This is a genomic window from Nocardiopsis moroccensis (assembly GCF_055763695.1).
In genome coordinates, this window is record NZ_CP199747.1 from 5,245,294 (window position 1) to 5,264,183 (window position 18,890).

Consider the following 18,890-nt stretch of genomic DNA (forward strand, 5'->3'; position numbering starts at 1 on the left):
CCGGCCCGGGGGAGGTCAGCGGTTGGGGCGCTCGCGATCGATGAGGCGGCGCAGGGCCCGGTGGACCTCTTCGGCGCTGGGCGGTGGGTCCATGGTGCAGCAGCGCAGGAAATAGCCGTCCGAGGCCGCGGCGACCCCGGCCCGGGCGGCGGGGTCGGGGAGGTAGGGGGTGAGGAAGGCGTCCACGGCGGCGGACCAGCGTTCGGTCTGCGAGCGCAGTGAGGGCCGTCGGGCCGAGATGAGGAACAGTTCCATTTCGGCCAGGGCGTGCGCCCGGTCGGCCACCGCCCCCTCCGCGATGAGGGCGGCGAAGCCGCGCAGTGCCTCGTCCGGGTCCTCGGGCAGGGCGTCGACGAGGGCGACGTAGGCGTCGTTGACCCTGGTGAGGGCGTCGACGAGGAGGTCGTCGACGGTCGCGTAGTAGTAGGTGACCGTACTGGGCGGGACCTCCGCCTCGGCGGCCACCCGGCGCTGGCTGACGGCGGTGACACCGTCCCTTTCGATGACGCGCATGGTGGCGTCCAGGAGTAGTCGTCGTCGCTGCTCGCCCTTGCGCCGACGGCCGTCGCTGATGTTCTCCGGGGCCTCGCCCGGCCGGATGCTGCTCACGCTGTCCCATCCTGCCGGACAGCCGTCACCGGTCAGTGCTGACCACCCATCTCCAGGGCCATGACCCCGGCGATGACCAGAGCGATGCCGCCCACCTGGATCCAGGTCAGGGACTCCCCGAGGAAGAGGGCGCCGATGGCGGCGAGCAGTGCGATCCCGATCGCTGCCCACACCCCGTAGGCCACCCCGAGCGGCATGCCTCGGACGAGGGCCTGGGAGAGCATGAAGAAGGCCCCGGCGTAACCGGCGACGACGAAGATCGAGGGCAGGAGCCTGGTGAAGCCCTCGGAGAACTTCAGGGAGGTGGTGGCGAGCACCTCCAGGGCGATCGCCCCGGCCAGCCAGATCCACGGCATGTCACGTCTCCTCGCCCGCTGGAACCTGAGCAAATGAACAGCTTTTACTCCGCATAAAACCTGATCAACTGAACAAGATTCTATGTCAGGCATGATGGCAGGGCAAGCACCGGGCTTTCGGGCGTCCGGAAATCCGTCCCCCGGTGGGTCGGGTGCGTACCCCCGAGGTGTATCCTCGGCGGTTCCGGGCACGGCGGTTGCGCCCCGGATAACCGCTCCGTACCGATGCGCGGAAGTTCAGAACCTTTTCCCGCGTGCCGGCGTCCAACCGGTGGCAGGGACAAGACGGGTTCGAGTTTCATCTATGGAGGTCCAGACGTGACGGGCAAGACCCACTCGGCGGTGACGCGTCGGTTCGGTATCGGGCTGGTGGCGCTCGCGCTCGTCGCCACGGCCTGTACGTCCGGTGACGCCGAGACGCAGAGCAGTGCTGACCCCGCCGAAGCGGAAGCGGAAGCGGCCGAACTGAGCATCACACCGGAGACCGGTGGCGAGGAGATCGCCCCGAACACCCCCATCCGGGTCAGCGCCGAACACGGATCCATCACCGACGTTCAGGTCGACCAGACCGTGGTCACCGAGGCCGCTGCCGGGGGCGAGGGCGACGACGGCGACCTCTACGCCATGACCGGCACCCTCAACGAGGACGGCAGCGAGTGGGTCAGCGACTGGAACCTGCGCCCCGGTGCGGAGGTCGTCGTGACCGCGACCGCCGAGAACGAGGCAGGTGAGGAGACCGAGCTCACCACCGAGTTCACCACCCTCGACGCGGTCCCCGGCCAGCGCCTCGAACTCGTCTCCAACTTCCCCAGCTCCGGTGACACCGTCGGCGTCGGTATGCCCGTGGTGATCAACTTCGACCTGCCCGTCACCAACAAGGCGCAGGTCGAGAACTCCATGAACGTCGTCGCCGAACAGGAGACCGCCGGCGCCTGGAACTGGATCACCGACCAGATGGCGGTGTTCCGACCGGAGGAGTACTGGGAGCCGTACCAGAACGTCACCGTCGACCTGAACCTGGCCGGCGTCGAGGCGTCCGAGGGCGTCTACGGCGTGACCAACTACCAGATCGACTTCGAGATCGGCCGTGAGCTCATCGCGACCATGCACGTGCCCGACCACGAGATGGTCATCGAGGTCGACGGCGAGCAGGAACGCGTCATCGAGGTGAGCAACGGCGCGGCCAACCGCCGCTTCGACACCACCAGCACCGGTACGCACGTCCTGATGGAGCGCTACGAGCAGCTGACCATGGACTCCGCGACCGTGGGCATCCCCGAGGACGATCCGGGCTCCTACCTGGTGGACGTGCAGTACGCGGTGCGCACCTCCAACAGCGGCGAGTTCGTGCACGAGGCGTCCTACAACACCAACATCGGTTCGGCCAACACCTCCAACGGCTGCACCAACCTGCGGATGGACGACGCCAGGTGGTTCTTCGAGAACACCCTGATGGGCGACATCCTGGACACCACCGGAACCGACCGCGAGTTCGAGTTCGACAACGGCTGGGGTTACTGGCAGAAGTCCTGGGACGAGTGGCTCGAGGGCAGCGAGACCGGCGAGCCGCAGATGACCACCGACGGTACGCCCGGCTCCGTGCACGGCGAGGACCTGTGACACACGGCTGACGGCGGGCCCGGAGGCCGACGGACCCGAGGGGCGTCACGGTGCGCGAGCACCGCGGCGCCCCTTCCGCGTACCGGGCCCCGGGCCCGATGACCCCTAGGACCCGGCGCCCCCGGAAACGCCCTGCGTGGCGGGCGGGCTCTTCAGCCCGGCCACGACGGCGTCCACGACCAGAGCGGTGACGGCGGCCATGTCCACGGCTTCCGGGTCCAGCAACCACTGCACCTGGAGGCCGTCCATGGTGGCCAGGACCGCCGCGGCCGCGGACCGGGCTGGGGAGTGGCCGCTCGGCCCCGGGGTGCGGGCCGCCTCCCGGTGCTCGGGGCCGATCCGGTCCAGGACCGCCTCCTCGACCTCCTGCCGCAGCACCGTGTAGCGCTCACGGAACCACGCCTGCGCGGGGTGCCCGGCGGTGGCGCTCTCGGCTGAGAGCACGGCGTACAACTGCGTGGTTCCCGGACGCTCGGCGTTGCGTTCGGCGGTGGTGACCAGGTGGTCGAGCATGCCGCTGCCCGAGGGCGCGGGGTCGTTGCTGTCACGCAGCTCCAGCACCGCGGTGAGCAGGTCGGTCTTGGAGCCGAAATGGTGCAGGACGCCCGCCGGGGTGATGTCGAGCATCGCGGCGATGTCGGCCAGCGAGGTGTTGTTGAAGCCCTGGGCCGCGAACGCGTCGGCCGCGGTGCGCAGGATCTGCTCGCGCCGGTTCACCCGTCTGCGCGGGGCGCGTTCGGGGGGCCGCTCCTCGGGGGAGCCGGTCCTCGCGGGGGGCGTCTCACTCATTCCTGCTCTCCACTTCCTCGTACCGGGGGGCGGTGCCCCGGCCCGGTGGCCGCCGACTCCGTGCCCGGGACACCGTTCACGCTACCGAGACGCGCCCGGTTCGCCGACACCGCCGGAGACGACCGCCGCGCGGCGGGGTCGCTACGCCCCGGGAAGACCGAACAGCGGTTCGTTGCAGGTGACCCGGGTGTGCCCCAGCAGCAGCTCCGGCCTTACGGGCGGGTCAGCCGGGCGTTGTGGGCACCGCCGGGGAAGTCGCCGGCCCCGGGCGGGGCGTGGTCGGCGGCCAGCCGGCGCATGCCCTCCTCGCTGGGAGAGCCGGGTTCGGCGCAGTACAGCATCACCCGCTGGTCGCTCTCGGGTACGTGCAGCACCTGACACTCGAACTCCAGCGGGCCGACGAGCGGGTGCTCCACCCGCTTGTGGAACCCGCGGCGCTCCTGGACATCGCGCTCTTCCCACAGCCGCGCGAACCGGGGAGAGGAACCCAGGAGCGTCGTCACCATCCGGCCGATGCCGGGGTCACCGGGGTAACGGGCGTAGGCGGCGCGCAGATCCGCCACCGAGTGGCGTTCCATGCACTCGGTGTCGGCCTGTCCGGTCACGCGCGGATCGTCGTCGGGGAGGCGGAACATCCACGTGATGATGTTGCGCTCGGAGTCCTCGACCGCTGACATGTCCCCGATGAAGTGGGTGGCCAGCGTGTTCCAGGCGAGCACGTCGTACTTGGCGTCCAGCACGTAGGCGGGGGTGGCGGTGAGGCTGTCCAGGAGGTGGCGGATCGCACGCGACACCCGCCGGTCGGGCCCCCGGACCGGTTGCGGCTCCTCCCCGGCGACCCGGAACAGGTACGCGCGCTCGTCCGCGGAGAGCATGAGGGCCCGGGAGAGCGCGGACAGCACCTGTGCGGACGGGCGCGGACCGCGTGCCTGTTCAAGACGTACGTAGTACTCCACCGACATCCCGGCGAGCTGGGCGACCTCCTGGCGGCGCAACCCCGGGGTCCGCCGCCGTCCCGTCCCGGGCAGCCCCACGTCGGAGGGGACCAGGCGCGCGCGTCGGCTGCGCAGGAACGCGGCGAGTTCGGGACGGTCCGTCATCACGGTCTCCTCGGGGTGCCACGGGTTCGGTTCTCGCCTCCAGGGTGCACCACCGGGACGCCGGTGACACTGGTACTGCCGGTACCACCATCGCCCGGCCCCTTTTCCGGGGCCGTGCGTGCGCCCACGCTGGGGCCATGAGCGAGGAACAGAGCATGCGGTACCCGAACGGCTCCGCGAACGACGGGAACGGCGCAGACGGCGCGAAGGTCGCCCTGGTCACGGGCGCGAACAAGGGCATCGGCCTGGAAACGGCCAGGCTGTTGGGAAGGGAGGGCATGACGGTTCTGCTCGGTGCGCGGGACCTCGGACGCGGCGCGGCGGCGGAGCGGGCCCTGCGCGCGGAGGGGTTGGCCGCGCACCTGGTTCCGCTGGAGGTCACCGAGGCCGAGAGCGTGCGGGCGGCCGCCGAACGGGTGGAGGCCGAGTACGGGCGGTTGGACGTGCTGGTCAACAACGCGGGGTCGGCCCTGGGGTCGGGTTCGGGTCCGAGCACCGCCGATCCCGGGGAGCTGCGCGCTCTCCTGGACGTGAACACGGTGTCCGTGGTGGCGGTGAGCAACGCGTTCCTGCCGCTGCTGCGCCGGTCCCCGGCGGGGCGGGTGGTGAACGTGTCCAGCGAGATCGGTTCGATCACCGCCATGACCGACCCGGACGGCCCCTTCTTCGGGATGTCCGGATCGCCCGCCTACCCGGTGTCCAAGACGGCGGTCAACATGCTCACCGCCCTGTACGCCAAGGAACTCGCGCACACGCCGGTGAAGGTCAACGCCGCCAACCCGGGGTTCTGTGCCACCGACCTGAACGGGCACAGCGGAGATCGCACCGCCGAGCAGGGCGCCCGAGTGAGCCTGCACCTGGCGACCCTGCCCGACGACGGGCCCAGCGGTGTCCTGTGGGGCCATCTGGCCTCCGAGGACGATCCGGAGAGCTATGGCGTCCTGCCCTGGTGACCGGGCGGCACCGGGCACGGACCTCCGGTCGGCGCGGGGCCGCTGTGCTCCGCGCCGACCGTTCTCACCAGGCGCGGACCCCGCCGACCGGGGCGGGCAGCCGCTCCTGGAGCCAGGTCCAGGTGCCGTCGTTCTCGGTGAAGCGGCGCTGAACGCGTTCGACGCCGTCGATCGGGTTGCTGAACACTTCGCGCCAGTCGCCCGCCGCGCGCTCCTCCAGGTAGAGGCTGCGCGCGTCGGTTCGCATTCGCACCGCCTGGAGGGTGTGGGAGGAGCCGTCGTTCAACTGGATGCGGTAGTAGGCCATGGGAATCCCCTGAGTGTCGTCCTGGAAAGCGAGGACGGTGGAGTCCGGAACACGCGCGTTCGACGAAGCTGGAAGGTCTGTCTCCCGGGCGCGGCGGGACCTCGGGGTCGGGCCGCGGGTTCGGTGGCGTGGAGTGCCTGAGGCCGAGTGCGGGAAACAGGCGCGGGTGCCGGGGCACCGTGCTGTCCGCGTGTGGGGACTCTACTCCCGCCGGTGTGGACACGGAGGGTGAACGTAAGAATCCGAAGTGAAATCGGGGAGAACGGCTGTGGACGCGGGGCCGGGCGGGACCCGAGCGGAGCGCGCTCCGTTCGGGTCCCGTTCCGCCCCGGCACCGCAGGGGCGGCCGCTATGCGGTTTCCGTCGAGTCCGCGTCCTGTGCGGCGAGCCGGGCTCTGGCCTCCATCAGGGCGAATCCGAGCAGGTTGCGTCCGCGCCAGAAGCGGGGGTGCTCGGCGTTCTCGTTCTCCCTGCCCATTCCGATCCCCCACACCCGGTCGCGGGGGCTGGCCTCGACCAGCACCCGCCGGCCGGTGCCGAGCAGGAAGGCGCGCAGGTCCTGGTTCTGATCGAACTTGGCGACGTTGCCGCGGACGACGATCTCGAAGCGCTCCCGCTCCCAGACCTGCTGGTCGAACCCGCGGACCTCGCGGCCGATCACCTTGGCGTCCCGGGGGTGGCCCGCCGCCACGATCCGTTCGGCGGCCCCGGTGTCGCCGAACAGCCGTGCCTTCCCGGCCATCATGAAGTGTTCGGCGGTGGGGTAGGTGGTTCCGTCGACGGTGAAGTCGGCCGGCCACCACTGGGACAAACAGCTCGCCGACACCCCGTCGGGCGGTGGCTGGTGCCCCCAGAAGTGCAGGTACTTGATCCGCCCGTCGATCCGGAGCAGATCCTCCACGGTCCTCGCGTCGGCAGGGTTGCGTGTGCCTGTCATGCACGGGAGTTTTGCAGACCCCCAGGACACTCCGGTAGCCCCTCAGTCGAACTGGAAGGACCGTTTGGCCAGGCCGTGCCAGAAGCCGTCCACCGTGGAGGTGGAGCTCCGGTGGCCGTCCAGCCCCGCGCCGAGGGCGACGAACAGCGGGGCGAAGTGGTCGCTGCGCGGATGGGCCAGTGCTGCCGCCGGCGCCTTGTGCGCGAAGTCCAACAGTGTGTCGACGTCGTGGTCGAGTACGGCCCGGTGGGTCCAGTCGTCGAACTCGACCGACCAGGAGGGGGCCTCGCCGTGGGTCTGCCGGGACATCTCCCGCAGGTTGTGGGTGGTGAACCCGCTGCCCATGATGAGGACGCCCTCCTCGCGCAGCGGGGCGAGCCGTCGGCCGAGTTCGAGGAGCCTGGCCGGGTCGAGGGTCGGCATGGACACCTGGAGCACCGGGACGTCGGCCTCCGGGTACATCTCCCGGAGGGGGACGTAGGCGCCGTGGTCGAGTCCCCGGGCGGGGTCCTGGCGGATGGTCCCGCCTGGACCAGTGGCGAGCTCGCGGACTCGTTCGGCGAGTGCGGGAGCGCCCGGAGCGGTGTAGGCCACGTCGTAGTAGCGTTGCGGAAAACCCCAGAAGTCGTAGGTCAGCGGGGTGTCGTCCGCGGTGGCGCCGACGGTGAGCGGTGCGTCCTCCCAGTGCGCGGAGACGACCAGGATCGCCGTCGGGCGGTCGAGGGCACCAGACCAGTCGGCGAGCTGGCGGGTCCACACGGGGTCGTCGGCCAGCGGTGGGGCCCCGTGGCTCAGGTACAGCGTGGGCATGCGTGTCGCCATGGTGGCCTCCGGATGTGGGGAATCGGTTCCGTGTGCGGCAACAACACAATTGAACGCTCAAGTATTTCTGGGGGCACAGGTCCGATGGGCGAGACGCGCTGGCTCGACGACGGCGAGCAGCAGACTTGGCGTGCCTTCCTGGCCGCCGTCAATCTGCTCGACGGCGCACTGGACCGCCAGCTCAGGCACGACTCCGGGCTGCCGCACGCGTACTACCAGATCCTGGCGATGCTCTCCGAGGTCCCGGGGCGGGAGCTGACGATGACCCGGCTGGCCCGGCTGTTGCGCTCCTCACCGAGTCGCCTCTCGCACGCGGCCGCACGGCTGGAGGGCGAGGGGATGATTCACCGGTTCAAGAGGCCGGATGACCGGCGCACCACGATCGTCGAGATCACGCCCGAGGGGATGAAGGCCCTGGAGGCCGCGGCCCCGGGGCACGTGCACGAGGTGCGGCGGGTCCTGTTCGACACGCTCAGCCCGGAGCAGGTGGGTCAGTTGCGGGAGATCTCCGAGTCGATGCTGTCCGCGCTCGACCCCCAGGGCGAGGAGCCCAGGTACCCCGACCCGGACGGGGCTCGGCCCCGGGACTGAACCGTGTTCTGTTCTCCGTCCTGACCAGGGCGGTCGCGTGACGTTTCCAACTCGTTCCCGTCCACGCTATGTGTTCGGCCGGATGCGCACTAGTATCTTTTTTCCAGGAAAAGGTTGTGGTCTCAAGTGTTACAGTCACGCTTTGGGACCCACCGGTTCCGGGATACCCGCTCACAGAACAGGAACCACCATGACCGCAACGCTCAGATCCAGGCTCGGCGACGCCGCGGCCCTGCTGGCCAGGGTCGTCCTCGGGGTCGTCTTCATCGCCCACGGGTTGCCCAAGATGACGGACCCCGGCGGCACCGCCCAGGGCTTCGAGGCGATGGGTGTCCCCCTCCCGCAGTTCGCCGCTCTCCTCGGCGCGGCCATCGAGGTGGGGGCCGGTGCGGCCCTCCTCGTCGGCTTCGCCCTGCCCGTCGCCGGCCTGCTCCTCGCCCTCATGATGGGTTCCGCGTACTTCTTCGCCCACGTCGGCGACCCCCTGGTCGGCGGCTTCGAGCTGCCCCTGGTCCTGGGTGCGGCGGCGCTGGCCCTCGGTCTCTCCGGCGGCCGCTACTCGGTCGACAGCCTGCTGCCCTGGGGTCGTGCCCGCGGGCGCACCGAGGCCGCGGAGACCGTGCCCTCCACCTGAGCCGACCCCCGATGCGCCGGAACGGCCGCCCACCGGTGACGGGGGCGGCCGTTCGCTTTGTCCCAGGAGTAACTTCATTGACTCTTTTAACAAATTCGACAAAAAGCAACATACGGATCTTTCTGTCGATTTCTTCGCTGCCTGGTCATTTGAGAAGTGATCGGTAGAATCGATGCCGGAGAAAGTCGTGTTGACAGGGTAGGGGTGTATTGCCTGGGTCGACCCCCCGTTTTCGAACCCACATGCCGAACGGGAGAACTGTGTCCAACCGGACCCGCGAATCCGACTGGCAGTTCCGTGTCATCGATGATGACGGCACGAGAATGTGCGGGGCCGCCGTTCTCGTTTCCGCCGACCACCTGCTCACCTGCGCTCACGTGGTCCGGGCGGCTCTGGCTCGTACCGGCCGTGAGGCAGGTCCGGGCTCGGTGGTCCACCTGGACGCCCCTCGCGGCGACGCCCGGTGGAGAGCAACCGCCACCGTGGTCCCTGACGGATGGTGGGAGGACACGAGCCCGTGGGACGCGGCGGTGCTCCGCCTGGACCATGCGGTGGCGGTCCCCCCTGCCGTCCCGGCACCGCACGGGGACGCCCGTACCCCGAGACGGCCGGTGCGTTTCGTCGGAGGCCCGCATGCCGAGGCCGGTTACTGGATCACGGGGAGGCTCATCGGCACGGGGGGCACACACAACGAGTACGTGCAGATCGACACCGACTCGTCCGCGGGGATCACCGTGTCCAAGGGGTACAGCGGTAGTGGTGTGCGGGACCTGACCAGCGGTGACCTTCTGGGCATCGTCACCGAGAAGGGCTCATCGGGCCGGGCCGGCTGGATGATCCCCCTGGACATCGTCCCCCCGGTACCGGGGATGCCCCGGTCCGTGCGCAGGAGCACCGCCACCCGGGCCGGAACCGGCGGCGGAGCCGCCGGGGGATGCCGGGAGGCCGACGTCGGTGCCCTGACGACCCTGGCCCGGGAGGTCTCCCGACTGCGGACCCTGCTGCTCCCGGACCACAGGACGGAGTTCTACCTCGCTCTGCCCTCCCCGCTTCCGGGCCGTCTCCGGGCCGACCAGGACCCCTTCGTCTTCTCCTCGAACCTGGTCACCCTCGCCCACCGGGACTACGCCTGCCTTCGCGAGGTCCTCGCCCGGCTGGAGGACCGGGAACAGGGCAGCGAGGGCATGCGGCGGGTGTGGGAGGCGGCGGGACCTCTCCTCGGGGCAGAGCAGACGTGAGCAACCGGGCGGAGATGCTTCTGGTCGCCGCTCTCCAGAACACCCTGACCTTCAAGGAGAGCGGGCTCAGGGGGACCCTGGCGAGATATCTGGACGCGTGGCCGGGGCTGGGCACGGACCACGGTTCCACCGAGTACGTGCTCCAGGTCTCCCAGTTCGCTCTCGCGGAGCAGCGCGTGGCCGAGCTGATGCGCATCGTGTACTTCCTGGACCAGGGTTCGGTGTCGGCACGAAGAGCCTGGGCCAGGGTCGCGCCGCTCATCGTCCGGGAGGAGGAGGACAGGCTCCTGTCCGGGATCGGATCCGCGCGCAGGGAGGAGGCCCGGCGGATCCTCGGCAGGCTCCGCGACTGTTTCGCCCGCGGCAGGGAGGGCGCCGAGCCGACGGAACGCGAACGGGAGGCCTACCTGGAAGCGATGGGCCCCCGGGCCCTCAACATGTCGGTACCCGAACCGACCTGCCTCTGGGAGTGCTTCACCGACCTGGCCGAGGCTCCCCGGTACGACGGAGCCGCGCCGCTGAGCCTGTTCGCCGAACGGTTGGAAGAAGTGGGGGAGCACCGGGACCGCGCGGGTGTGGAGGCTCTGTGCCAGTGGATCGCTCTGCGGTCGCTCGGTGGGGGAACCGCCCCGGCGGCCCCCGGGGGTGGGCCGACGGAGGACGCCGACGCGGGGGAGGCGGGGGAGGACGACAGCCCTCCCGCTCGGCTCCTGGTGTGGTTCACCCTCACCGGACCGGAGGAGTCGGAGGACGGACGGGGCAGGCGCGAACAGCCGGACCCCGGGGACGATCCGCGTTTCTGGGTGAAGTCCTGGAACGTACTCAGCCCCGAGCCCGGTGAACCTCCGCAGATCGGCCCGGCGAACATCCTCAACACCCGGGTCGTCCCCGGGAAGTTCCCCGAAACGGTGTTCCAGCTGCTGCACAGGCTCAAGGGACACCCCTGGTGCCACCACCACGACCGGATCAGGGTCGAGTTGATCGCCCCCTTCGACGTGCTCATGGGGCTGGAGGCCAGACACTGGGAACCACCCTCGTCCCTCCTCCCCCAACGGATACGTTTGGGGATCGACGCGGAGATCATTTACCGGGTCGAGGAATTCCTCCTGCTCGGGGACGTGGAACACGATTCCGCCCGGAGGAGTATGCGACGCCGTTGGGGGCGTATCGACCGGGAACGGGAGGCCCACATGGTCGACCGACAGTGTGACGAAATTCCGGAATCGGTAAGGTTCGTTGAATATGCCACCAACGAACGCGTGATCTTGTTCGCCACGGGGCACCATGAACCGGAGGACGTCTACCGGGACATCCACAGCGCGATGCTGGTGGGGGTGCCCGTCATCCTCTGGCGGACCCGGCAGCATTCATCCCGGGAGACTTTTCGTGCGATTCTGGCGGGAAAGGAGGAGAGAGTGCCGTTGGAGGCGGTCACATCCCTGCCCGCACTCCTGCGTGAGTCCGGCCGGGGCGCGGTCGAGCCCCTGGGCGGACGCATCACCGACAGCCTCGACGTGGGCATGATCTTCCACGACCTCCTCCCCCACCCTCTGGAACCCAGCCCCCTCTCCCTCGGTGACGGACCCCTCCTCCACACCCCCCAGGCCCGGAGGCCGACCGTATGAGCGCTCCTACCGACCGCGACCCCTCAGCGCCGCCACCGCCGGAGTGGTGGCTCTTCCGCGGCACCGGAACCCCTCGGCCCGAACTGGACCTCGGGGCACGGCTGCGGGCCGTGCCCCCCTGGCGCGTCTACGACGGCGGCCCGCACCTGCCCCCGCCGCCCGAGGACGAGAGGGGCGACCGGCTGCTGGGCACCGGGTACCGCACCGACGACGGTTCCCGGCCATCGGATCCCGTCCGGCTGGAACTCCTGGACAAGGTGAACGCCGCCCTGTACCTGCGCAGGCCGCTCCTGCTGTCAGGGCCCCCCGGGGTCGGCAAGTCCAGCCTGGCGCACCAGATCGCCCGGGAACTGGGCCTGGGTCGGGTGCTCGTCTGGAGCGTGAACAGCACCGCCACCGTGCGCACCGCCTGCTATGTCTACGATCCGATCAGCCGGATCCACGACATCAACCTGGACAGTATGGGTAGGGCCGACCCTGAGGCCCCCGGCGCGGACGAGCCGAGGAGCGGCGCACAGCACATCGGCCGCTATCTCACCCTGGGTCCGGTCGGTACCGCCTTCCTCCCCCAGGAACTGCCGCGAGTCCTCCTGGTCGACGACTTCGACCTGGGCGACTTCGACCTGGCCGGGGACCTGCTCGACCTCTTCGAGAACGGAGAGTTCCCCATCCCCGAGCTGGAGCGCCTGTCCCGCGTGGCCGAGACGATCGAGGTCGGCACACACGATCCGGGTCGGACCGCGCCCGTCACCCGGGGCAGGGTCGTCTGCTCGGCCTTCCCCGTCGTGATCCTGACCTGCAACTCCGATCGCGAGCTGCCCCAGGCCTTCATGCGTCGGTGTATACCGGCCCAGGTGGGTCTGCCCTCGGAGGAGGAACTGCTCCGGATGGTGGCCAGGCACTTCCGGGGGGACCCGCCACCGGTCGCCCGCCAGCTGGTGGAGGAGTTCCTGCAACGCAGCGCCACCGGCAGGCTTTCGGTCGACCAGCTGCTGAACGCGGTCCAGCTCGTGGCCACCACGTCGCCGGGCGTGGAGAGCCTGGACAGTAAGCAGGTGGACCATCTCAAGCAGGTGGTCTGGCACTACCTCACGGAACCGGCGGGATGAGTGGGGCCGGACGTGGCGAGGGCGTCGGAGGGGAAGCGGAGCCGCCCCGGACGTCCTCTTCGACCGCGCCCCTGGACCTGCCTCCGAGGGAGCTGGCCGAAGCCCTCTTCCTGGCCGCGGTACGCGCTCGGTACACGAACGACTCCACCGCCGATCGGGCGAGCGGGGAAGGGGACCCCGGCTCACCGGTCGGAGAGGATCCGCCCTCCGGCCCGGCGGAGACCGAGGAGCCCCAAGAGCCCCGGCCGACCGACGAACCGGAGACACCCGGGTCCGGGGAGGACCCGCCGGAGCCGCCCGCCCCGGACACGGCCCCCCGGAACGGGGAGGGAGCCGCCGATCCCACGGGGGTCGCACCCGCACCGTCCACCCGGATCGAGTCCGTCCCCTCGGGGCCGCGCGGACGCAGCGGCCTCTGGGCCGCTCTGCCCTCCCTGGACCGGGGCGCGGGGGAGGGGGCCGTCGGGCCCGTCCTCCCGGGACAGGAGATGGTGGCGGCCATGGGGCCGTTCCACCGGCGGGACCCCCGTGGTCCGCGGGAGGAGCTGGACGCGGAGAGGACCGCGAGCGACTACGCGAGGTCCGTGCTGGGCGTGGCGGCCTCGCCCGGAACGGTACGGATGCCGCTGCTGCCGGTTCTCCGGGCCCGGCCCCGCCGTTCGGTCGGTCTCACGGTACTCCTCGACGCCGGGGCCTCGATGCTCTACTTCCAGGACGAGGTCGTCCGGTCGCTGCTCGGACTGCTGCGCGGCGGTGGTGTCTTCCGGCACGTACACGAGCTGAGTTTCGATTCCGGGCTCGCCGGAGCCCCGGTGTTGCGCGACGCCCTGGGATACGCACGGGACCCCTGGAGAGACGGGGATCCGGGCCCGCACGTGGTGATGATCCTGACGGACGGGATCGGCCACGCCTGGCGCGACCACGGGTTCCGTGGCTGGCTGAACGGCCGGGCGACGCGGGCTGCGGTCTCGATCGTCCACCTGCTCGACCCCCAACTGTGGCGGCGCAGTGGCGTCCAGACGGTACCCGCGGAGCTCACGGCACCCCTGAGCGTCGCCCCGGCGTGCCCCAACAGCCATTACCGTGCGACCAGGCGGCGAGTGAGCGCTCGTCCCGGGTCCGCCCCGTCAGCCGCCTCGCGAGACCTCTCCCTGGGTACCAGCGTGCCGGTCCTGTCGTTGTCCGCTGAGCAGCTGCACTCGTGGGCTCTCTTCGTGATGGGACGGGGCAGCGGCACCCTGCGGTCGCACGTCCTGCCGGTACCGGGCAAGGTGCCCGAGGAACCGGCGGTGCCGGACGAGGGATCGGAGTCGGAGGGGGAGTGCGAGGAGTCGGTGGGGGCCCTCGTGCGAAGGTTCGCGCAGCAGGCGGCGCCGAGCACGTTCCGGTTCGCGGTGGCCCTGGCGGCGGTCCCGATGGACCTCCGTTCCATCCGGATGCTCGGGCGGCACGTGTTGCGCCGAGCGCCCCGCTCCGAACTGAGCGAGATCTTCTTCGGTGGAGCCGACCTGGTCGAGCTCTCCGAGAGGTTGTGGAACGCTCCCGGTGACGGGCCTCCGGTGTGGGACTTTCGCTCCGGGGTACGCGGGGAACTCCTGGCGCTGGGCGGCCGGGTCTCGGAGATCAGGTCCCTGCTGCTGTCGGTTTCCGAGGAACTCTGGCACGCGGACCCCTTCTTCCCCGTGCTGGGGGCGATGCTCAGGGGAGAGGAGAACGTCAGTCCACAGGTCGGTCGGATGTCCTATCACTGGGTGAAACAAATCCTCCCCGCTTTGGTGAGTATTTCCCTTGATGAGAGATTTCCGGAAGTCGTCAGTGCTTACATCAATCACAATGATGAACACGGGTCACAGGGGCCACATGATGAGGGGTCCATAAACGCCGAAGATCCTGTAGTGTTGGCCTCTTCTGGGGGTTCCTCGGGCTCTGTCCGGAGTGCCCCGAAGTATGGCGGTGGAGGCCTCGAAGACGAAGATCGGGACCATCGTCGCCGGATTCCTGGATCTTCTGCGGGTGGAGCCTCCTTGAACCGTTTTGACGAGAATCCGGAAGTGGGTCGGCTGACGCCCCCGGTGAGTGCGGTGCCCGTCGTCGGCGGTCGTCCCTCCGGCGCCGCATGGATCCAGGTCCCCCGGCGTGCGCCGGTCTTCGTCGGTAGAGCCGAGCTTCTCCAGGAGCTGCGGTCCAACATAAAAAACCGGAACCGTCAGGTCATCACCGCCCTGAATGGCATGTCCGGAGTCGGAAAATCCGAGCTCGCAAAAGAGCATATCTACCTCCATTCCGAGGAATACGACCTGATCTGTTGGATTCCGTCCCGACACGAGAACCAGATCCGGCAGGCCTTCACCGAAATCGCTGCTAGGATCGGCTTGGATGTCACCCGTGCCGACAGTGGCCACGTCGTTCGCGGTGTGCTGGAGTCGCTGAGACAGGGCGAAGTATTCCGGAAATGGCTTTTGGTATTCGATAACGCGGGGGACCGTGAAACTCTGGACCGCTACATCCCCGTCGCGGGGGACGGGCACGTGATCATCACTTCCCAGGACAGGAGTTGGCGCCGGGCTGGCACCGAGGCGTCCCTGGAGGTCACGGAGTTCTCCCGCCAGGAGAGTGTCGAGCTCCTGCGCCGCCGGGGGCCGCGTGGCCTGACCGAGGACGAGGCCGGACGGTTGGCCGAGGAGCTCGGGAACCTGCCGTTGGCCCTGAACCAGGCCGCGGTCTGGCTGCACGAGGTGGGCATGGACGTGCCGGAGTACCTCCGCCGCCTCGCCGAGAAGTCCTCCGAGATGATCCGGCTGCTCGAACCGGTGGATCCCGACTACCCGATCCCGGTCGCCGCGGCGTGGAACGTCTCCCTGGAACAGTTGGCCGTCGACAGCCCGGGAGCCATCCGACTGCTCCAACTCTGTTCGTTCCTGGGCACGGTGCCCATCCCCCGTTCACTGTTCAGGTTCGGCCGGGACATCGACGGCCCCGAGGAACTGCGGACCATCCTGAGCGACCCGCCCCTGCTGGGAATGGCGATCCGGGACGTCCACCGGTACAGCCTGGCCCATGTCGACCACCAGCAGGACACCATCTCCCTGCACCGGTTGGTGAAGCCGGCGGTACAGGCGTCGATGAGCGAGCAGGAGCAGGCGCGGCTCAAACACTGCGCGCACCAGCTGCTCTCCCGCAACGATCCGCAGAACGACTCCGCCGAGTCCATGCGCACCTACGCGCGGCTGCTGCCCCACGTGCTGGCCTCCGAGGCGTGGAACTGCGAGGACGCCTGGGTGCGCAACCTGGTCATCCAGCTGTGCGAGGCCGCTCTGATCCAGCGAAACCACGGCGACGCCCTGCGCCTGGGCAGCCGTGCACACGATCGGTGGGCGGACCGTCTGGGCAGCGACCACCGGGACACCCTGCGCATGGCGCTGCAGATCTCCCGGGCGGTCCGTGACGGCGGTGAACTGGACCGGGCTCGGGAGATGTGTGAGAGCACGATGCACGAGATCGGTTCCGTGCTGGGGGAGAACTCCTCGGAGTACCTGAAGGCGGAGCAGGAACACGCACGCAACCTGCGTATGTCCGGTCTGTTCCAGGACTCCCTGGCCTTCAGTACCGAGAACTTCGACCGAAGGTTCCGGCTCTTCGGTCCGGACGACCCGGAGACCCTGGCGGCGGCGCACTTCCTCGCCTACGACCTGCGTCTGGTGGGCAGGATCCAGGAGGCGCTGCAGCGGTACGCCGACACCTGGGAACGCAGGCAGGCGGTCCTGGGGCCGGATCACATGTCCACGATGGCCAGTATCGACGGCTACTCCGACACCCTGATGGAGTCGGGGCGCTACCGGGAGGCCCGGGACGTCCAGCAGGCACTGGTGGACCGCGCCCTGGGGCTGTTCGGCGCCGACCACTCCGGGGTGCTGGGTCTGCAGGGCACCCTCGCCACCATGATGCGCCGGTCGGGGGACCTGGAGGAGTCGTGTGAGCTCTCCGAACACGTCCTGCGGGAGTTCCGGGAAAGATTGGGCGCGGACGACGCCGACACCCTGCGCGCGGCCCTGCACCACTCGCTGGCGCTCTGCGCGGTGGAGCGTTTCGCCGAGGCCCTGGAACTGGCCGAGGAGGCGGGAGAGAAGTACGCCAAGCTGTTCGGGGAGGAACACACGTACGTGGTGTTCGCTCAGGTGAACCGCGCGATCATCCTCCGCCGCCTGGACCGGCTGGCCGAGGCCAGGGAACTGGACGAGGGGGCGATGCGCCTGCTCACCGAGCGTCTGGGGCCGGACCACCCCAGTACCCTGGCCTGCGCCATCAACCTCGCCAGCGACCACTTCCAGGCAGGGGACGCCGCGGGGGCCCGTGCGCGTGACGAGAACAGTCTGGAGCTGTCTTCGGCGGCCCTGGGGCGGGACCACCCGCTCACACTTCTCGCCCGCCGCAACCTGATCCTGAACCAGACCGCCGCCGATTCCGACACGGAATCCGGCTTCGATGCCCTGGAGTCCTCCTACCGGGAGGTCATGGGGGAGGACCACCCCGCGACCACCAGCCTTCGGCAGCGTTCACGGGGCGACGCCGACATCTACATCGGGGGCCTGTGAGCATCAGGCGGGGTCCCATCGTCCCGGCGAGCTCCCCGGGGCGGGGTTCGGGAGAACACCGTGCAGTAATTCGGACCAGGCCGAGGGAGAGAGGCTGAGACAGGGGCCGGAAGCGTTCTCGGAGTCCCGAAGGCCCACGCGCCCCTCAACTGTGAGCACGGCTTCGACACAGCCGTTTTGTATCGCGCCGCTGTAACTCGACTTGCGCCATCGGCCCTGGTCCCTGCCCAACCCTTTCACGGGGACTCCTGCCGGAGCGGCCTCAGTTGGACTGCTTTACACACGAAATGTCCTCTTTTCTCCCAGGTCCATCATTGGTCGCTTCCGTTTACCGGATCATCGTGAAAGACCAGGCCTGTTCGGAACCAGTTCTCCCGTGTATTCTGATGGACCGACATCCGCCTTGTACATGCCCGCTGGCAAACCGATCATGTTGGCCAGATGTTGACAGTGGGCAGAGGAGGTTATGAAGTGGCGCGTTTAGTGCGTTTCAGGATCGACGACACCGAAGACGTCCTGGTGGAGGTCGACGAGGACGAACTGGGGACCTCCCTGGTCAGTGCGGACGGCGCGATTGTCGAAGCCACGGAGACGTTCACCGAGAAACTCTCCTCGGTGCGTAAAGCGGTTTCGGTTACGCTTACCGAACTCGGGAACACCCTCCAGCCCGAGACCATCAAAGTGACCTTCGGCGTCAAACTCGCGGCCGAGGCGGGAGCCGTCATCGCGAAGTCGTCCGTCGAGGGGAATCTGCAGGTGGAGATGGAGTGGAAGCGCGGTTCCCGAAAAGAGGAACCGGCCTGAAAGAAGTACGCGCACGGCGTGTGACACGGCCCCTCTCCTGCGCGGTCACCTGCTTCGGAGCCCGAGGCTCCGACCCCCGCTGACGTGTGCTGACGGCCACGGACGCTCCGAACTCTGCCTACTATGACTAGCCATGCGTATTCTCGTGGTCGAGGACGATGACCGGGTGGCTCGCGGGCTGGTGACCGCCTTGCGCGCGGCCTCCTTCGACGTGCAGCGGGTGGCCACCGCGGAGCGGGCGCTCTCCGCAGCCCCCGCCGACGTGGTCCTGCTCGACCTCGGGTTGCCCGACGCGGACGGGATCGACCTCCTGCGCAGGCTCCGGGAACGACCGCAGACGGCGATCATCGCGGTGACCGCCCGAAGCGAGGAGCGGGACCGGGTGCGCGGGCTGCGGGCGGGCGCCGACGACTACGTGGTCAAACCCTTCGGTGTCGCGGAACTGCTCGCGAGGATCGACGCCGTGCTTCGACGGACCCGGACGGCGCGGGCCGAACCCGAACAGGAGGACCCGCCGTTGCGGGCCGGTCGGCTCACTCTCGACCTCAACTCCCGGGAGGCGCGGACCGGGGACGACCCCCTCCCGTTGACGCGCAAGGAGTTCGACCTGCTGCGCCTGCTGGCGGAGCGCTCCCCGCGGGTGGTGGCGCGGGACCAGATCCTCGACCAGGTGTGGGGCGCCGCCTGGGAGGCCTCCTCGCGGACCCTGGACACCCACATCGCCTCGCTGCGCGCCAAGGTCGGGCCGACGCCGCGCATCCGCACGGTGCGCGGGGTCGGCTACGTGCTCGACGAGGACTGACC

General features: G+C 69.4%; 18 protein-coding genes. 10 read left to right on the forward strand and 8 right to left on the reverse strand.

Annotated features, from left to right (window positions below; genetic code table 11):
- Window positions 1-15: 15 nt before the first annotated feature.
- Window positions 16-513 carry a TetR/AcrR family transcriptional regulator gene (locus tag ACUKCB_RS23120; RefSeq protein WP_473041110.1) on the reverse strand — a complete coding sequence of 166 codons (498 nt, stop codon included), beginning with the start codon at window positions 511-513 and terminating at the stop codon, window positions 16-18.
- Window positions 514-641: 128 nt separating this feature from the next.
- Complete coding sequence (locus tag ACUKCB_RS23125) at window positions 642-965, reverse strand: DMT family transporter (RefSeq protein ID WP_473037693.1); 324 nt, start codon at window positions 963-965, stop codon at window positions 642-644.
- A 318-nt stretch (window positions 966-1,283) separates the two neighbouring features.
- On the opposite strand from ACUKCB_RS23125, the gene ACUKCB_RS23130 reads away from it, so the two are divergent.
- Window positions 1,284-2,585 (forward strand): L,D-transpeptidase, encoded by a 1,302-nt coding sequence (locus ACUKCB_RS23130; protein WP_473037694.1) that lies wholly within the window; start codon window positions 1,284-1,286, stop codon window positions 2,583-2,585.
- Between the two features lie 105 nt (window positions 2,586-2,690).
- Here ACUKCB_RS23130 and ACUKCB_RS23135 read toward each other — a convergent pair whose 3' ends face one another.
- Both ACUKCB_RS23135 and ACUKCB_RS23140 read right to left on the reverse strand, forming a co-directional pair.
- A complete protein-coding gene (locus tag ACUKCB_RS23135; RefSeq protein ID WP_473037695.1) occupies window positions 2,691-3,374 on the reverse strand; it encodes a TetR/AcrR family transcriptional regulator in 684 nt (227 codons plus the stop codon).
- Between the two features lie 212 nt (window positions 3,375-3,586).
- Window positions 3,587-4,474 (reverse strand): helix-turn-helix transcriptional regulator, encoded by an 888-nt coding sequence (locus ACUKCB_RS23140; protein ID WP_473037696.1) that lies wholly within the window; start codon window positions 4,472-4,474, stop codon window positions 3,587-3,589.
- Between the two features lie 137 nt (window positions 4,475-4,611).
- Here ACUKCB_RS23140 and ACUKCB_RS23145 point away from each other — a divergent pair, with 137 nt between their 5' ends.
- Window positions 4,612-5,427: an SDR family oxidoreductase gene (locus ACUKCB_RS23145; protein ID WP_473037697.1), complete on the forward strand. Its 816-nt coding sequence runs from the start codon at window positions 4,612-4,614 to the stop codon at window positions 5,425-5,427.
- Between the two features lie 64 nt (window positions 5,428-5,491).
- On the opposite strand, the gene ACUKCB_RS23150 is transcribed toward ACUKCB_RS23145, so the two are convergent.
- The 3 genes from ACUKCB_RS23150 to ACUKCB_RS23160 all read right to left on the reverse strand — a co-directional run bounded on the left by ACUKCB_RS23150 (window position 5,492) and on the right by ACUKCB_RS23160 (window position 7,493).
- On the reverse strand, window positions 5,492-5,734 hold the full coding sequence (locus ACUKCB_RS23150) for a hypothetical protein (protein WP_473037698.1): 243 nt from the start codon (window positions 5,732-5,734) through the stop codon (window positions 5,492-5,494).
- A gap of 349 nt (window positions 5,735-6,083) precedes the next feature.
- The gene (locus ACUKCB_RS23155; protein ID WP_473037699.1) at window positions 6,084-6,671 is read right to left on the reverse strand and encodes an NADAR family protein; all 588 of its coding nucleotides are present in this window, start codon (window positions 6,669-6,671) and stop codon (window positions 6,084-6,086) included.
- A 42-nt stretch (window positions 6,672-6,713) separates the two neighbouring features.
- Window positions 6,714-7,493, reverse strand: coding sequence for a dioxygenase family protein (locus ACUKCB_RS23160; protein ID WP_473037700.1), 780 nt, complete (start codon window positions 7,491-7,493; stop codon window positions 6,714-6,716).
- 84 nt (window positions 7,494-7,577) lie between these two features.
- Here ACUKCB_RS23160 and ACUKCB_RS23165 point away from each other — a divergent pair, with 84 nt between their 5' ends.
- The 6 genes from ACUKCB_RS23165 (at window position 7,578) to fxsT (ending at window position 17,282) form a co-directional block, all read left to right on the forward strand.
- Window positions 7,578-8,084, forward strand: coding sequence for a MarR family winged helix-turn-helix transcriptional regulator (locus ACUKCB_RS23165; RefSeq protein ID WP_473037701.1), 507 nt, complete (start codon window positions 7,578-7,580; stop codon window positions 8,082-8,084).
- 190 nt (window positions 8,085-8,274) lie between these two features.
- A complete protein-coding gene (locus tag ACUKCB_RS23170) occupies window positions 8,275-8,718 on the forward strand; it encodes a DoxX family protein (protein WP_473037702.1) in 444 nt (147 codons plus the stop codon).
- Between the two features lie 260 nt (window positions 8,719-8,978).
- Window positions 8,979-9,956: a trypsin-like peptidase domain-containing protein gene (locus ACUKCB_RS23175; RefSeq protein ID WP_473037703.1), complete on the forward strand. Its 978-nt coding sequence runs from the start codon at window positions 8,979-8,981 to the stop codon at window positions 9,954-9,956.
- Complete coding sequence (locus ACUKCB_RS23180; protein WP_473037704.1) at window positions 9,953-11,581, forward strand: VMAP-C domain-containing protein; 1,629 nt, start codon at window positions 9,953-9,955, stop codon at window positions 11,579-11,581. Before ACUKCB_RS23175 ends, ACUKCB_RS23180 begins: the two co-directional genes overlap by 4 nt.
- On the forward strand, window positions 11,578-12,690 hold the full coding sequence (locus tag ACUKCB_RS23185) for an AAA family ATPase (RefSeq protein ID WP_473037705.1): 1,113 nt from the start codon (window positions 11,578-11,580) through the stop codon (window positions 12,688-12,690). Before ACUKCB_RS23180 ends, ACUKCB_RS23185 begins: the two co-directional genes overlap by 4 nt.
- On the forward strand, window positions 12,687-17,282 hold the full coding sequence (gene fxsT, locus ACUKCB_RS23190; protein ID WP_473037707.1) for an FxSxx-COOH system tetratricopeptide repeat protein: 4,596 nt from the start codon (window positions 12,687-12,689) through the stop codon (window positions 17,280-17,282). The genes ACUKCB_RS23185 and fxsT overlap by 4 nt, the downstream gene beginning before the upstream one ends.
- Before the next feature lie 3 nt (window positions 17,283-17,285).
- Here fxsT and ACUKCB_RS23195 read toward each other — a convergent pair whose 3' ends face one another.
- Window positions 17,286-17,522, reverse strand: coding sequence for a DUF397 domain-containing protein (locus tag ACUKCB_RS23195; protein WP_473037708.1), 237 nt, complete (start codon window positions 17,520-17,522; stop codon window positions 17,286-17,288).
- A 243-nt stretch (window positions 17,523-17,765) separates the two neighbouring features.
- Here ACUKCB_RS23195 and ACUKCB_RS23200 point away from each other — a divergent pair, with 243 nt between their 5' ends.
- Both ACUKCB_RS23200 and ACUKCB_RS23205 read left to right on the forward strand, forming a co-directional pair.
- On the forward strand, window positions 17,766-18,086 hold the full coding sequence (locus ACUKCB_RS23200; RefSeq protein ID WP_473037710.1) for a CU044_2847 family protein: 321 nt from the start codon (window positions 17,766-17,768) through the stop codon (window positions 18,084-18,086).
- A 133-nt stretch (window positions 18,087-18,219) separates the two neighbouring features.
- Window positions 18,220-18,888, forward strand: coding sequence for a response regulator transcription factor (locus ACUKCB_RS23205; protein WP_473037711.1), 669 nt, complete (start codon window positions 18,220-18,222; stop codon window positions 18,886-18,888).
- Window positions 18,889-18,890: the final 2 nt, after the last annotated feature.